Below are 15,891 nucleotides of genomic sequence, written 5' to 3' on the forward strand. Positions count from 1 at the left end.
CATGACAAATACCAGGTTAACCGATATAACCAATCTGTTGAAACGCGCCAATGATAACGGTATAAAGATCATATATGACGAAGGTGAGCTGATCGTGCAAATGCATAAAGACAATGAGCCTGATCCTTCGCTGTTGAAAGAACTGAAGCATAATAAAACAGACCTGCTTGATTATTTTCAGCAGCACACAAAGCGTAATACAGATATACCGCTTACTGTGGACCGGCCGTCGGGGCCGGTCCCCCTGTCGTTCAACCAGGAGCGCCTGTGGTTTATTGATCAGATGGAAGGGAGCGTACCCTATCATATCAACGTACTGCTGCGTTTGCGGGGCATCCTCGAAAAAGATAAGCTGGTAAATGCTTTGCAGGAAATTGTGAACAGGCATGAGGTGTTACGCACGGTGATAACATCAACCGCCGGTGTACCTCATCAGCAATTGCTGGAACGGTATAAATGGACGATGGATGTTGAAGACATTCCAGGCATAGCGGACGATGCGGACAAACTGAACGGATATGTGAAAAGCAGTACGGAGAAACCATTCGATCTTTCCGCTGACTATATGCTGAGGGCACGTTTGATTGTGCTGGGAAAAGAAGAGTACCTGTTGGTACTGACCCTTCATCATATAGCCGCAGACGGATGGTCAGCGGGCATTATCGTTGAAGAGCTGGTAGAGCTGTACAATGCGGCCGTTGATAACCGTAGCCCACAGTTGCGTAAACTGGGTATACAATATGCGGATTATGCAATATGGCAACGCAACTTCCTGAAGGAAAAGGTGCTCGAACTGAAAATGGACTACTGGAAAAAAAAGCTGGCGGACGTCGCCACACTGCAGCTGCCCACAGATCACCCCCGTCCGCTGCTACCGGGTTTCCGTGGACGCGAATACCATTTCAACATCGGTAAGGAGGTGACGGACCAGCTAAAGGCGCTTTCACAACAGGAGGGGGCTACGCTGTTTATGACGTTGCTGGCGGTTTTTAAAGTATTGTTATACCGCTACACTTTACAGGAAGATATCTGTGTGGGCAGTCCCATCGCCGGAAGATCGCTACGGCAGCTGGAGGGACTGATCGGTTTTTTTGTGAATACCCTGGCATTACGAACCGAAGTGTTACCAGGCATGTCTTTTACCGAATTGTTGAAAAATATAAGAGACACCACGCTGGCGGCTTATGACCACCAGGACGTGCCTCTTGAAAAAATAGTGGAGGCAGTCGTTAGAGAACGGGATGTAAGCGTAAACCCACTGTTCCAGGTGTTGTTTGTCTTACAGAATACGCCTCCTGTACCTGATATACACCTGAACGGCCTTCATATTTCTCCGGAGCCACTGGAATCAAACACGGCCAAGTTTGACCTGACCTTTTTATTACAGGAGCAGGCGGGCGAACTACACGGCTGTATAGAATATTGCACAGACCTGTTTGAAGAGGCCACCATTGAACGGATGGCCCGTCATTTCCGGCAATTGTCATATGCGGTGGCAGCCTCGCCGTCCGCTACCGTGGGAGCATTGCCTATGCTGGAAGCTACAGAGAAGCAGCAGCTGTTATTTGACTTCAATGACACTGCTGCCGGTTATCCTTCTGAGGCCACTATACCGGACCTTTTCCGGAAACAGGCCGCTCTTCGTCCGGAGGCGACGGCAGTGGTATTTGCGGATACTACGCTTACCTATGCTGCGCTGAATGAACGTTCTGACGCGCTGGCCTGCTATCTTCAGGACAAAGGCGTTGGCACTGAAACACTGGTGCCTGTATGTATGCACCGCGCTCCGGACATGATCGTGATACTGCTGGCCATCCTGAAGGCCGGCGGCGCTTATGCGCCCATAGACCCTGACTACCCGGATGACCGTATCCGTTACATCCTGTCAGACCTGGGAGGCCCGCTGCTGATCACCGTCGGCGATTACGCTGACCGGCTGGCATCGCTGCAGCCAGACCTGGAGATAGTGTGTATCGATACACTGGCGGATGCTCCGGCAACCGGCGCCCCGGCATCCGTGAAGCTACGTGCAGACAACCTCGCGTACGTGATGTACACTTCCGGTTCTACCGGCCGTCCGAAAGGAGTGCTGGTAGAGCATCGTAATGTAACCAGCCTGGTATGCGAACCGAACTATATTTCGCTTACGCCCGCAGATGCCATCTTGTCGGCGGGGTCTGTGTCTTTTGATGCAACAACGTTCGAATACTGGGGCATGTTGCTCAATGGAGGCCGCCTGGTACTAAGCCGGGAGCATGAGCTGCTGGACATCGCTGTATTGAAAGAAGAATTGCAAAGCAGAGGCGTAAATAAAATGTTCTTTACCACTGGTTGGTTTAATCAGCTGGTAGATACTGATATTACCGTCTTTTCAGGGATAGAAGCAGTCCTGACGGGAGGAGAGCGATTGTCTGAAAAACATATCGAAAAGTTACAGGCCGCTTATCCATTGATAAAGGTGAGTAACATCTACGGCCCAACGGAGAATACTACCTTTTCCCTGAGTTACCGTATCGACAAGCATGGTCTTCGTGCAGTTACGCCGATAGGTTTACCGTTGTCAAACAGAACGGCGTATATCCTGGACGGTTCTCAGCAACCAGTGCCCTTGGGCGTTACCGGGGAATTGTATGTGGGTGGCGCCGGGGTGGCGCGTGGTTACCTGAACCATCCGGAGCTGACGTCCACACGTTTCCTGTCTTCTCCGTTCGTGGCAGGAGAACGTATGTACCGCACCGGCGATCTTGCCCGGCGGGAAGCAGACGGCCACATCACTTTCATGGGCCGGACGGATAACCAGGTGAAGATCCGCGGTTACCGCATAGAACCGGGGGAAATAGAAAGCGTGTTGCAGGAGCTTGCGGGTGTAAAACAGGTGTTGGTAACGGTACGCAATCACGCCAGCAGCGGAAAACAGTTAGTGGCTTACATCGTGCCGGCTGAAGATTACAACAAAGACCATATCCGGTCTTCGCTCAGAGAGCGTCTTCCTGAATATATGGTCCCTTCTTTTATTATTGAGCTGGACGCATTCCCGCTGAATGCCAACGGGAAAATAGACAAGGGTTTATTACCATCGCCTGATCCGGATGCCGGAAACCAACGCGCATACGCGGCGGCTTCCGGCCCGCTGGAAACGTTACTGGTAGAGGTATGGGAAGAATTGTTGGGTGTCGGGCGTATAGGCGTTCATGATAATTTCTTTGAGCTGGGAGGTCATTCCCTGCTGGCAATGCGTGAAGCGGCGGTGTTGCGCAACCGCCTGGAGGTGGAGCTTCCCGTCAGGTCATTATTCCAGTACCCGACAATAGCGGAGCTGGCAGCCTATATAAGCGGACTGTCACAAGAAAGCCGGTTACCTGCCATTACCGCTGGTGGGCGTCCTGACCGTATACCGCTCTCCTTTAACCAGGAGCGTTTGTGGTTCATTGATCAGCTTAGCGGCAGTGTACAATTTCATATGCCCGCGGTCCTGAAGTTAAAAGGGCGTCTAAATATTCCAGCCCTGGAAGCGGCACTGCGGGAAATTGTGAACAGGCATGAAGTATTACGTACTGTCGTCACAGTTACAGACGGACGACCCTACCAGTACGTAAAGGCCCCGGACAGCTGGCAGCTGACTGTCATCAATGGGGAGGTGAATGATGAAGATATCAATAACTGGAGCATTACGCCTTTTGATCTCTCCAAAGATGATATGCTGCGCGGGCTGCTGATTTGCGCCCCGTCGGGAGATTATACCGTGGTGCTGACCCTGCATCATATCGCTGGTGACGGATGGTCTGCCGGAATATTGATCAACGAATTATCATTGTTATATAACGCTATTGTTTCCGGTGAAAAGGCAGGTCTGGCGCCATTGCCCATACAATATGCAGATTATGCGGTCTGGCAGCGTAACAGGTTGACAGACGAGGCCCTTGGGCAAAAGCTGGACTATTGGAAACGGCAATTGCAGGATGTCTCTCTTTTGCAGATACCGGCCGATTTCCGGCGACCGGCAGTTCAACGTAATGATGGCGCCACTTTCCAGTACGTGCTGAATAAAACACTGTCATCAAAAATAAAGCAATTGTCACTTGATAACGGTGCCTCCCTGTTTATGACGTTGCTGGCGGCGTTTAAAGTATTGTTGTACCGCTATTGCGGGCAAACGGATATCTGTGTGGGCTGCTCTGCAGCCGGCCGGCAGCAGCAGGAATTGGAAGGACTGATCGGCTTCTTTATCAATACACTGGCCCTTCGCAGTGATCTGTCGGGCGCGCCTGCCTTTACAACTTTTCTGCAGCAGGTGAAACAAACCACGCTGGAAGCTTTCGAGCATCAGGACGTGCCTTTTGAAAAAGTAGTGGAGGCGGTAGTGAAGGAAAGGGACACGACCCGTAATCCTATCTTCCAGGTACTGTTTGGTATGCCTAATATGCCGGTAGCATCACAGCTTCATCTCAAGGAACTGAGTTTGTCTGCTGTTCCGGTAGTGCGCAATACCACTCAGTTTGACATTAACTGGTCGGTGATAGAAGCAGCGGAAGAATTGCAGGTGAGTATAGAATATCGTAGCGATTTGTTCCTGCCGGACACTATACGGCGTATGGTAATGTCGTATGAACTGTTGCTGACAGCTATCACCAGCGATCCGCTGTTGGCGGTGGATGTGTTGCCGCTGCTTACGCAGGAGGAAGAATATCAACTGTTGCATATCTTCAATGACACTGCGGCGCCTGTGCCGCAAGCCGCCACAGTGGTGCATCTTTTGGAGGCACAGGCGCTGAGTAATCCTGACAGTCCCGCGGTGGTCTCTGCTGCCGGAACAGTTACCTATCGGGAATTGAAGGACCGTGCCAACAGGCTGGCTGCATTTTTACGTCATCAGCATAACATAAAGCCTGGTATGCTGGTGCCGCTGTGTTTTGAGCGCGGGATGGATATGATAGCCGCCATATGGGGCGTCATGAAAGCAGGGGCCGCTTATGTTCCTGTGGACCCTGGCTTTCCGGCAGAGCGCATCCGTCATATACTCGAAGACACGCATGCTGAGGTCATCGTATGCAGCGAAGAAGGAGCCCGTGTTTTGCCGGACGCCGATGTGAAAATTATCATTGCATCACAGGCAGATACTGCTGAAGAAACACCGCTGACAGACTATCCCGGTGGTGAGGACCTGGCCTATATTATTTATACTTCCGGCAGTACCGGTGTTCCCAAAGGAGTAATGGTTACTCACGCCAATCTTTTACATTATCTCTGTAATAATAAGACAGCATATGTTTCCGGGGAGAGTAGGGCGACAGGCAGTTTTATACATTTGTCCTATACATTTGATGCAGCGGTGACCGCTCTCTTTATGCCGCTTATATCCGGGAAACCGGTGGTGATAAGCGCTGCCCCGCAAACAATGGTGTTTGAAGATGAATTACTGTGGAAGCATGCGCCTTATGACTTTATCAAACTAACACCTGCCCACCTGCCTTTACTGGAAGAAGCCATGCAACGCCGTCAGGCGGTTTGTCCGGCGTCAACGCTTGTGATAGGAGGAGAGGCGCTATTGCCCGGACATGTGGCTTTCCTGAACGGACAGCAGGTAACTGTGGTAAATGAATACGGGCCGACAGAAGCTACTGTAGGCTGTAACACCTATACGTTCCGGCCGCGGGAAGGACAGGTAATCAATATTGGCAAACCGATGGACAATATTCAGTTATACCTGTTGGATGCCCGCCATCAGCTGGTGCCGAGAGGCGTAACCGGGGAAATTTGCATAGGAGGAGCGGGGGTGGCCCGGGGATACCTGCGCCGTCCGGACCTGACGGCGGAAAGGTTCACTGATAATCCTTTTCACGGTGGAAAAATGTACCACACGGGAGACCTTGGCCGTTGGCTGCCCGACGGTAATATGGAATACCTGGGTCGTACAGATGACCAGGTGAAGGTGCGCGGCTACCGTATAGAACCAGCCGAAATAGCGCATGTGCTGCAAACTTCCCCGCTGGTCAAACAGGCCGTTGTGGTGGCGCATGAGCAACAATTGACGGCTTATATCGTACCGCAGGGTGATTTCGATAATGACGGGATAATGACCTGGTTAAAACAGTTCTTGCCAGTATATATGTTACCGGAACAGCTCATCCCGATGGAAACCATTCCCCTTACCAATAACGGAAAGGTAGACAGGAACGCCCTGCCCAAACCCGGCGACAACCCGGAGGGGGATGCATACACTCCGCCTCAGACACCATTGCAGTTATCGCTCGCGGCGCTATGGGAGAACCTCCTGGAGGTAGAACGGATAGGGTTATACGACAATTTCTTTACCAGGGGCGGGCATTCACTGCTCACCATTAAGTTGATAGCATCCATCCGTAAAACGCTGAACAAGACGGTTACCATTACCGATGTGTTTGATCATCCCACCATTGCCGGTCTGTCTGATTTACTCGAGAAACAGGAAGTGCATGCCCTTGCGGTGCATGGCAGGCATCTGTTGCCCCTTAATCATAACAGGGACGGGGCTCCGTTGTTTATACTTCCCGGCTCCGGCGGTACCAGCGAAGGCTATGGTGAACTGGCCGCTGCGCTGGATAAGACTTTTACCGTGTATGGTTTGCAGATGACAGGAATTTATGAAGATGAACAACTGTTGCAAAGCATGGAGAAGATCGCAGCGGAACATATCGCCTGGATAAGGGAAGTACAGCCAGCGGGCCCATACCGTTTTGTCGGACATTCCTTCGGCTGTTTTGTCGCCTTTGAAATGATCCGTCAGCTGGAAACAAAGGGAGAGGAAGTCGCTTTCGCTGCTTTCCTGGACACGCCTCCGGACGCAAGGAAGGAAGTGCAGGACCATCAGCATTTGAATGAACAGCTGTTGTCCGGGCTACAGCAATTCCTGGAGCAGCATCAGCTGATGGCAGTGCCTTGTCCCAATTGGTTCAATGAGCTGAAGGCGGCCACTGTTGATGGTCCTTTGGCCGAAACAGTGGAAAAGATGAAGGCGGCGGTCAGGGAAAACGTGCGTGATAATAACGGTATGCTGTCATTGGCTTTCCGTGTGCTGGACCTTGAGCTGAACAGCATCCGGATACCTTATACATTAAAACATAAGATGGCGGCCCCTTTATTGGTGGTGAGGGCAAGTAGCGGAGCGTATACGGCTGATGATATGCTTGGGTGGAAACAATATGCGCCGGAACTGACATTGAAGCAAAGCCCGGGAGATCATCATACGCTGGTTAAATCGCCGTACGTATCTGCCCTGGCAGAAAATATACTTTCCTATTTCCATCATCCTAAAATATAATACCGTTGTATGAAATTTGTCCGATCATCCCTTTGGCTGTTCCTATGTCTTTATTTAAATTTTGCCGGAGCCGGCGTTCCGGGACATCACTCAAAGAAAGCAGAGATCCTCTGGGACACCTATGGCGTTCCGCACATATACGGGAAGGACATCAGTGCCATGTATTATGCGTTCGGATGGGCACAGATGCATAATCATGGCAACCTGCTGCTTCGTCTGTACGGCCTGACCCGTGGCCGGTCTGCGGAGTACTGGGGAGCTGATTTTGCAGCCGCTGATAAAAAGATAAGGCTCTTTAAAGTGCCGGAACTTGGAAGGGAAGCGTATGCAAAGCAGGGACATGAAATGAAAAAGTACATTGATGCATTCGCTGCTGGTATAAACGATTATGTGGCTGCCAATCCTCAGGCGATCAGTGCGCCGTTAAAAGAGGTACTGCCGGTGACGGGTGAAGATGTAATGGCCCATGCTATCCGTGTTTTTTTTCTGGAATTCCTGGCGGCAGAGGACAACGCGGCGCTCGGCCAGATATTAAGGCCCGGCTCCAACGCTTATGCTGTGGGCCGGTCCAGGTCTGCTTCCGGTAATGCTATGCTGCTTGCCAATCCGCATCTGCCCTGGTTCGATTTTTATACTTTTTTTGAAGCGCATCTGCAGGCGCCCGGGTTTAATGCCTATGGCGCTTCGCTGGTAGGGATGCCCGTACTGAATATTGCATTCAATGAAAATCTTGGATGGACACATACCGTAAATACCATTGATGCAGCAGACCGGTACGCCTATACGCTTAAAGATAGCGGTTACCTGGTAGACAGCGCCCTCGTGCCTTTTAAGTACGACACGACAATTGTGAAAATAAGGCAGCCTGATTGTACGGTAAAAAACGATACGACCATCCTGCAGTATGCGGGTGATGAACCGGTGGTGGGCGTGAAAGATAATAAAGCGTACACGCTGAAGATCGCGGGACTGGACAGCGCCGGCTTCTTTTATGAATGGCACATGATGGCCAAAGCCGATAATCACCGCGAGTTTAAGGCCGCATTGCAACGCATGCAGTTGCCATTGTTCAATGTGATCTATGCCGATAAGGCAGGCGATATTGAGTATTTCTTCGGTGGCAACGTTCCGGTTCGTGCCTCCGGGGATTGGGACTTCTGGCACGGCACCATTGATGGCAGCCAGTCGAAGAACGCCTGGAGCCAGACACATGGTTATGCTGATATGCCAAAGTTATTTAACCCTCCTGCCGGCTTTATACAAAATGCCAATGATCCCCCGTGGTATTGTACTTACCCGCCGGTATTGTCCCCTTCGGCCTACCCGTCGTACATGTCGCCCGTTGGTATGGGGTTTCGCCCGCAGCGCGCTGTGAATATGATCAGAAATAACTTTTCGGTTACTTTTGATGACCTGGTGAAGTACAAACTCAATACCGGCGTGGAAGTGGCAGACAGGTTCCTTGATGAGCTGCTTGGAGCAACAGATAAATATCCTGATCCAATCGCACAGGCGGCAGCGGGCGTATTGCGGAACTGGGACCGCACTACAGACAGCATGAGCGTAGGCGGAATTCTTTATATCAACTGGTATTCCAAACTGGATGACTCCATGTTTAAACAGCCCTGGGACCCTGCACATCCCACAGAAACACCTCGTGGCCTGAAGGACTCGGCGACCGCGGTAAAGCTGTTGTCCATTGCGGCCATGGAGATCCATAATATGTTTGGGTCGTTACAGGTGCCCTGGGGAGCTATGTTCCGCTTTCGTGCGGGCGCATACGACTATCCCGCAAACGGCGGCCCCGGTAATTACGGTATCTATCGTACGATCGAATATATGCAAGATGCCGATGGCAGAATGCGTTCAGCGGCGGGCGACACATATGTGGCAGTGGTGGAATTCGGCAGGAAAATAAAAGCCCGTGTGCTACTTGGATATGGTAATGCTTCCCAGCCAGGTAGCCGGCATATCGGAGACCAGTTGAAGTTCATGGCACAGAAACAATTACGTACGCCCTGGACCGAACGCCGCGATATTTTACAACACCTGGAAAAAACAGAACGCCTCGGGCATTGATGTTTTTGTGCTGGTTATGCTAATCAGCCCTCACGGCAAATTTTACATAGTCAACATACAATGTCGTATGTGCATCTGAATAAAAGCCAAAGGTCGTAAATGGGGGGACTTTCAACATGGCCTGGTGTACCATTTGACCATTGATGAAAAAACGAAACTCCCCGCTGTTTATTTCCTCGATGCGCAAAGTGTTGTATGCCGAAGTTCCCTTGTTTATACAGGAGCATGCTGTTAATTCAGCGATGTCATAGGCGGCGTTGTCCACCTTGGCGAAGATCGTATATTGACCTGTTGAATAGACACAAAAAGCAAACTCATTGAAGACCCCGGGTGTCTTTTGAACGGAATTCCATAAGATCCCGTACCTGGCCTGAGAGGCATCCGCGGTCACCTTCATTTTCATTTCCAGGATATTGCAGCCAGGCACCTCTTCAGCAGGGGTGCCCAATCTGAGCGCCCAGAAACGGCTGGCTTTTTGGGCGTCCAGGACATAGTGCCCGTTCTGCAGGAGGGCGGAGGCAGTATCGCCATGAACGATATTGGGCACCATTGGATTAGCAGGATCATCAAAGTCCATCTGCAGCAATACTTTTTCTTTGGCTGGCTGTGTGGAGGATTGCGAGTGTGCTTTTCCGATGGTGATAGCTAAGAGGACAGAGAAAGTCAGCAACTTTAAACGCATAGGGGAAAGGGTTGATTAAATGTAGAAAATATTCCGGGGGAGAAGGAAAATCAGATTTCCTGTAAGAAGTTAGGTAATAACTTTAAATCTACCAAGAAAAGCTTCGGTTTTTATGCTATACGCTTTATCTAAAATCAGAAAACCCTCCATTAAGGAAGGCTTTCTGATTTCCAGTAGTGAAAATCGCTCACTGTAAATCTTCCCGATAGGAAATTTTATCCATGATCAGCCATTTCCCGTCTAACTTTATCAGGTTAAAACGGTCGATGAACCGGAAGGTGGCAAAAGTCAATTGCACATGGGCAGACCCGGTATCTCCATCCCATGTAAAAGAAAGCAGTTCGGGCTGGCATTCCTGTATAGTTGCCTGGGCCACCAGGTCCAGGTATTGCGGGGCTGTCCACTGCACCAGCTTGCCGTCTATGACGGTCCTGATATGTGCATCGGGGTGAAATGCAGACCGGAGCCTTTCGATGTCTAATGCCGGACGCCCTTGTAGATAATCATTCAGCGTAAGTTGGATCAGATGTTTTTCATCTGCTACGCCGACATTGTTTGCCAGAGTTTTCATCATTTTTGTTTGGTTTAATGATTCAAAGGTATGGCTGCATGTTGTGTTGCCGGTTGGCGTTATCAAACTAATAATTGTGAAAATCAAAGAACCGGGGTGGGCGCCCATGTTAATGCCAGTAGTTTTTCTACCAATATCTGTTTTATCGGGGCATCAATTGTTTTATCGCATGTCCTCTCAATATTTTCAAGGAAAGCTGTGGCAGTTTCCAGCCTGGTAGCTTGAAGCGCCGCTATGTCGAACTGAGGTGTTTTTGTCGTGTCTGTAGGTATATCGATGATTTCGTAGGTGTCTGCTACACTGGCAGCTGTGCCTATGGGGTACCAGTTTATGGTAAATATCGGTTTATAAAGATAGTGGTGGATCGTGAAAGTAAATGGTGTACCGTTGGATATCGGCAAAAACAGGGTGTTTGAATTGGGAATGGTTGTATCACTGAGCACAAAATTTCCCATAAGCTGGAATTTATATCCATAAATATCCAATGTCATGATGGCGTAGCCGGGAGGCGATGTAGGCAGATATACCAGCAGGTAACCATCTGTTTTAGCGGTGATTTTTTTGGTGGTGTTCTCTCCTCCCTGATAGACGGTATTGCCTGTAGTAAGCATAGATACGCTGCCATCAACTGCGTTCAGGCTTTGGGCGATTTCCAGTTTTTGGGTAGTGGTATTTGCTGCATTTAAACCGGCGGCATCCAGATGTGTTACCTGTGTCCCATTTTTGTTGTTAAAGTTGCCATTTACCCGGATGTTGCTGTTTATCGTGAGATCATTGATAGTGGCGGTCCCCTGGATATTCGTATCTTTTAAGACCGTTATCGCGCAGCCTGTATTTAAATATCCGTTTATCTGTAAGGAAGGATCATGAGAATCAGGGAACACCAATTGGCCATTTACGTTAAGTTGATTGAATGCCGCATTATTATTGGCCGTGAGATCTTTGTTGACGGTGTGTACGGTCGTAACTTTAATGCTGTTGGGCGTTAAGGTGGGATTTGAGATGTATATCGTGACTGACTTATACAGTTTTCCACTGCCTGGTACAGATGCTTCAAGGGTAAACGTGGTATCGACCGTTATATTGCTGAGAGTAGCCGTTGTTTGTGTACCTTCATACACAGCCTGGCTTTGGCCACCTGCAAATAACCGGAAGTAGGTGCCGGTACTTTCCCAGGAAATAGTGAGCGGGACGCCTGCCTTGAAAGAAGTGGCCGGTATACCATTTTGGCTTACCAATAAATAGGATATGTCAAATCCGTAGGTATCAGCGGTATTCAATGGTGAATGCATAATGGACTTGGTTTTAGTTACATGATAGTTATTAGGCGGTGACTGACTTTTGCGCTGGTGTGCTACGAACTTTTATCTGCGCCAAACGGTATCCAGTAAACATAGATCGTAGGAGACTGGCCATTACCACTGGTACTGCCGCTGCATTGCCAGGAAGTGCCTTTCTGCACAGGCACACAACAATACCCCTGTTTAAGGGCGTTATTAGATTGGACCTGATATAAATTAACTCCATTCACCGAATACTGCTGGCCGTTATAAGTGATCACGGCCGTGGCGTTTGTGCCTGCATCACAGTTGTCAGGGTCTATGTAAACCAATACTAGTCCGTCTGTCCCGGCGGTGATTGTCATTTCCCCGAAAGCACTGCCTTGCTTGATGAGGTTCCAGCTGCCCATCATGGTGATACTCGCCTTGTTGGCTGTGATGTTGCCATTAACAGTAAGATCCGCGATATTGCTGCTGCCCGAAGCGGTTACAGAGGTCGTGTCGAGTTTATTGACCGTTGCGTTGGGTTGTAGCGTCAGCGCGCAATTAGCGTCAGTTGTAATACTGGCGCCTCCAGCGATTGCATTGGCAGTTAACTGGGCCAGGGTAGCTTTGCCACGAATGTTTGAGGTGGCGCCAACAGTAATGTCATTGAAGCTGTTATTGTTGCCCAGGTTCAGTGTTCCGTTTATTGTCAGGGTGCTTTTTGCATATAAGGTGCCCTGTACGGTCAGGATACTGGGATTGTCCATCGTTCCAGCCACAGTTATGCTATCTGGTGTAAGTGTGGGCTTACTGATAATGATGGTAAGAAAAGCGTACAGTTTGCCCGCGGCATTGCTGGCTTCCAGCATCAGTGTGGTATTATGTTTAAATCCCTGTGGTATATCAAAGGAAGTGCCGGTCCCGGTGTATATTGGATTGGGGTTGCTGTTTGCATATAGTTTGTACCCGGTGCCATTGCTGCTCCATTTAACACTGAACGGGCTCAGTGCCATAAATTGTGTAACCGGTATGTCCTGCTGGCTGCTTTGATAAGGAAAGGAAATAAAATTCGTCAGGTATAGTGGGGCCTGGTTCGATTGTTTGTGGGAGATGTTGTTTTGCATGTAGATAAATTGAGGGTAAATGTTTTAGAGTGACATGAGCTGTTGGAGCATCTCTGCTTTGGTGGCCTCATTAAACTGTGTGTCCAGTATCATTTCTATGGAGGATATCAGCTCATTCCGGCGTTGTTTTTTTGCTACCATGTATTGCTCAAAAAGCATACGTGGGTCATTTTTCGCTATGTTACTGTCTATAGCGGAAAGGGGGGCGATATCTTCTTTCTGCGATATGGAATCCTTCCCTACAGGAAACCAGTATATGCTTATTTTGGCCGGTTGCGCAACGCTGGTGAGGTTGTCACCTTTATAATACCAGGTAGTCCCGGCTGCAACGGGGATACATAGAAATCCATAGGTAAATGTACTAAGACCAAAACTTGCCTGATTGCCATATGTATAAAACCAGTTGCTGTTATTTAATGAAATGCCGCCATAAGCAAGCGTATTAGCCTGCTGTAGCGGAAGGTCAACTGTGACCACTGCATAACCGTCAGTGTTTGCTTTGCTGCTCGTTATTGGAATATGGGTGTTGGAGATTATCTGCGTAAATGTGCCAAACATGGATACCTGCTGCCCGGTAAAGGTAAGGTCATTCTGTATGGTCAGGTCATCAGTGCCAATATCCGAACTGGTAAGCGTCGTGATTGTGGGCGCTGTTAAGGAAAGCGGGGAAAGCACATTGATTTCCGGGAAAGTACCATTAAAGTCCTGTTCAACAATAAGATTGCTGACACTTGTATTCCCAAAAGTGGCGTCGCTTCCGATAGTAAAGTTACCAGTCAGGTTAAGGGGCGCATAGGTGGTGGAGATGTTGATCGTATGAGGATCTCCATCTGCAACGATCGTATTACTGCTCAGATTCAGGGTGTTGCTGTTGGCGATGTTGGTGGTCATTTCCCCCTGCACTGTTTCGCTGTTCGCCGTGTTGACCATTAACGGCGTAAGGGCAGGGTTGATGACGGTCAATGTGAAGGACTCGAATAGTTTGTCTCCGTTTGCATTAGTGGCGATGCAGAAAAAAGTAGTCGTATCTGTTATACCATCGTTTAGTGTGTAACTGGTGTTAGTACCGCTGTATATCGGCGTTGTGCTGCCGCTCTGATATAACTCGTAGGAGGTGCCGTTGCTGCTCCATCTTATTTCTACAGCATATCCCTGTTGTATGGCACCGCAAGGATATCCGGAATTCAGAGGATCAATGGCGATCAGGTTCTGCAGGAAGAATACCGGTACATTGCTTTTGATAATGGGAAAATTTCCCTGCCTCAACTTGTAGCCACTGTCCCCGGTATTTTTTGTTTTTTCTTTAACGACGACCTGGGCGGTACCTGCGTTGTTATTGACCATCCCGGAAACGCTGCAATTGGCGCCATGTGTTACCAGGTGGTTAGGGTCCAGGTTAACAAGCGTCCACTGCATATAGTCTATGTCCAGTTCATCGTCATGTATTACCTGGGATTTTCCTGTTGACCAGTATCGTTTGTCCGGCGGAGTTAGTGTGGCCGTAGATGTTTCAAAGATACAATCCGCGTCATCCCCTTGTGGCACTTTGAGGATGATCTTTTCGCATTTTATGGTGCTGTTAGGCTCAAGTACAATGCAGACTTCCCCTTCGGTGCTGAGGGTTAACGGTTTATGGTCTTTGCCGTAAACCTGGTAGGTTAGTATCAGTGGATCGGTACCGGTTTGCATGGTATATATGTTTGGGTTTGTGAAATTTTTTTTATCTGAACGTCATTAGTTTTTCTGCTAATAATTCCTTCGTCGTCGCATCTATTGTCTTGCCGCAAGCCTGTTCTATAGTTTGGATAAAAGCTTTGGCCGCAGTTAGTTTTTTTGTTTTTCCGGATGCCGCCCGGGCGGCCATATCAATAGAAGCTGCTTCCATATGATCTGTTGGCAGATCTATAAGTTCATAGGTTGCTTTTGAACTGCTGTTTTGGCCAATAGGATACCACTGTACGGTAATGGCTTTGGGTGCTTTGACGAAGAAGAGGGATTGATAAGTGGTGCTGTAGGTCAATGAGGTGCCTTTAGACAGGGGAAGACAGATAACAGTTGAATTAGCTGATCCAAACCTTGCCATACCTCCCGTAGCTTTAAACGTATAGGCATTCATTTGTATGGTGATAGTGGAGGTGAAACCAATTCCGGAAGGTACGTCAAAGGTGGGCATGTACACGATGAAGTAACCATCGGTATGAGCCGTAAATTGGTTGTTGGTAAGATCGTCCTGCCCCTGGTAAATGATATTGCTTTCGTTAAATAACGATACTGTGCCTTTATTGATGGTGAGTTTGCTCAGCATTTCCAGTTCTTTTGAAGTAGTATTGTCTGTACTGAGTCCCGGGACGGTCGTTTCGCCCGTGATATTGATTTGGCAACCGCTCCGTAAAGGACCATTTATCAGGAAGGAGGGGTCGGTGGAATCAGCAAGAACCAGCTTCCCGTCTACGGAAAGCTGGTTGATAGTGGCATTCCCATTGGTGGTCATATCTTTTTTGACCGTGTTGTTATCGGCGATGGTTATTCTGCCAGGTTTTAACGCGGGATTGTTAATGGTTACCGTGACAGATTTGTACAGCTTATTGTTGTTGTATGTCGCTTCAAGTATGAGGGTGGTGTCAACGGAGAATCCGTTGCTTATAAGAAAATATTTATCTGCACCACTGTATAGTGGTTGCGATTGCTTATCGTCGCCGGCGTATAATTTGAAGTAAGTGCCGGAACTTTCCCAGGAAACATGAATGGCAGCGTTCGCATCAAATGCGGTTGCTGGTGTGTCGTTCTGGCTGACGAATAAATATGAAATTGTGAAGTCGGACGTATCTGCTTCGGCGTAAGGTAAATGCATAATAATTTAATTTGAGATTGAT

General features: G+C 49.0%; 8 protein-coding genes. 2 read left to right on the forward strand and 6 right to left on the reverse strand.

What is annotated here, in order from left to right; all coding sequences use genetic code 11:
* Nucleotide 1 precedes the first annotated feature (1 nt).
* Complete coding sequence (locus HGH92_RS26705) at nt 2-7,297, forward strand: non-ribosomal peptide synthetase (RefSeq protein WP_168873869.1); 7,296 nt, start codon at nt 2-4, stop codon at nt 7,295-7,297.
* 9 nt (nt 7,298-7,306) lie between these two features.
* Nucleotides 7,307-9,376 carry a penicillin acylase family protein gene (locus HGH92_RS26710; protein WP_168873870.1) on the forward strand — a complete coding sequence of 690 codons (2,070 nt, stop codon included), beginning with the start codon at nt 7,307-7,309 and terminating at the stop codon, nt 9,374-9,376.
* A 19-nt stretch (nt 9,377-9,395) separates the two neighbouring features.
* Here the strand turns inward: HGH92_RS26710 and HGH92_RS26715 are convergent, their stop codons facing one another.
* From HGH92_RS26715 to HGH92_RS26740, 6 genes are all read right to left on the reverse strand, one after another.
* Nucleotides 9,396-10,058 (reverse strand): hypothetical protein, encoded by a 663-nt coding sequence (locus tag HGH92_RS26715; RefSeq protein WP_168873871.1) that lies wholly within the window; start codon nt 10,056-10,058, stop codon nt 9,396-9,398.
* Nucleotides 10,059-10,245: 187 nt separating this feature from the next.
* Nucleotides 10,246-10,632: a nuclear transport factor 2 family protein gene (locus HGH92_RS26720; protein ID WP_168873872.1), complete on the reverse strand. Its 387-nt coding sequence runs from the start codon at nt 10,630-10,632 to the stop codon at nt 10,246-10,248.
* Between the two features lie 80 nt (nt 10,633-10,712).
* Nucleotides 10,713-11,921, reverse strand: a complete 1,209-nt coding sequence (locus HGH92_RS26725; protein WP_168873873.1) for a hypothetical protein — start codon at nt 11,919-11,921, stop codon at nt 10,713-10,715.
* A gap of 62 nt (nt 11,922-11,983) precedes the next feature.
* Nucleotides 11,984-13,018, reverse strand: a complete 1,035-nt coding sequence (locus HGH92_RS26730) for a hypothetical protein (RefSeq protein ID WP_168873874.1) — start codon at nt 13,016-13,018, stop codon at nt 11,984-11,986.
* Between the two features lie 24 nt (nt 13,019-13,042).
* On the reverse strand, nt 13,043-14,707 hold the full coding sequence (locus tag HGH92_RS26735; RefSeq protein ID WP_168873875.1) for a hypothetical protein: 1,665 nt from the start codon (nt 14,705-14,707) through the stop codon (nt 13,043-13,045).
* Between the two features lie 31 nt (nt 14,708-14,738).
* Nucleotides 14,739-15,869: a hypothetical protein gene (locus HGH92_RS26740; RefSeq protein ID WP_168873876.1), complete on the reverse strand. Its 1,131-nt coding sequence runs from the start codon at nt 15,867-15,869 to the stop codon at nt 14,739-14,741.
* Nucleotides 15,870-15,891 lie beyond the last annotated feature (22 nt).

The organism is Chitinophaga varians, from assembly GCF_012641275.1.
Taxonomy (GTDB): domain Bacteria; phylum Bacteroidota; class Bacteroidia; order Chitinophagales; family Chitinophagaceae; genus Chitinophaga; species Chitinophaga varians_A.

Excerpts from the sequence above, each read along its gene's own strand:
- HGH92_RS26705 (WP_168873869.1), top strand. The coding sequence starts at position 2 with ATGACAAATACCAGGTTAACCGATATAACCAATCTGTTGAAACGCGCC.
- HGH92_RS26710 (WP_168873870.1), top strand. The coding sequence starts at position 7,307 with ATGAAATTTGTCCGATCATCCCTTTGGCTGTTCCTATGTCTTTATTTA.
- HGH92_RS26715 (WP_168873871.1), bottom strand. The coding sequence starts at position 10,058 with ATGCGTTTAAAGTTGCTGACTTTCTCTGTCCTCTTAGCTATCACCATC.
- HGH92_RS26720 (WP_168873872.1), bottom strand. The coding sequence starts at position 10,632 with ATGATGAAAACTCTGGCAAACAATGTCGGCGTAGCAGATGAAAAACAT.
- HGH92_RS26725 (WP_168873873.1), bottom strand. The coding sequence starts at position 11,921 with ATGCATTCACCATTGAATACCGCTGATACCTACGGATTTGACATATCC.
- HGH92_RS26730 (WP_168873874.1), bottom strand. The coding sequence starts at position 13,018 with ATGCAAAACAACATCTCCCACAAACAATCGAACCAGGCCCCACTATAC.
- HGH92_RS26735 (WP_168873875.1), bottom strand. The coding sequence starts at position 14,707 with ATGCAAACCGGTACCGATCCACTGATACTAACCTACCAGGTTTACGGC.
- HGH92_RS26740 (WP_168873876.1), bottom strand. The coding sequence starts at position 15,869 with ATGCATTTACCTTACGCCGAAGCAGATACGTCCGACTTCACAATTTCA.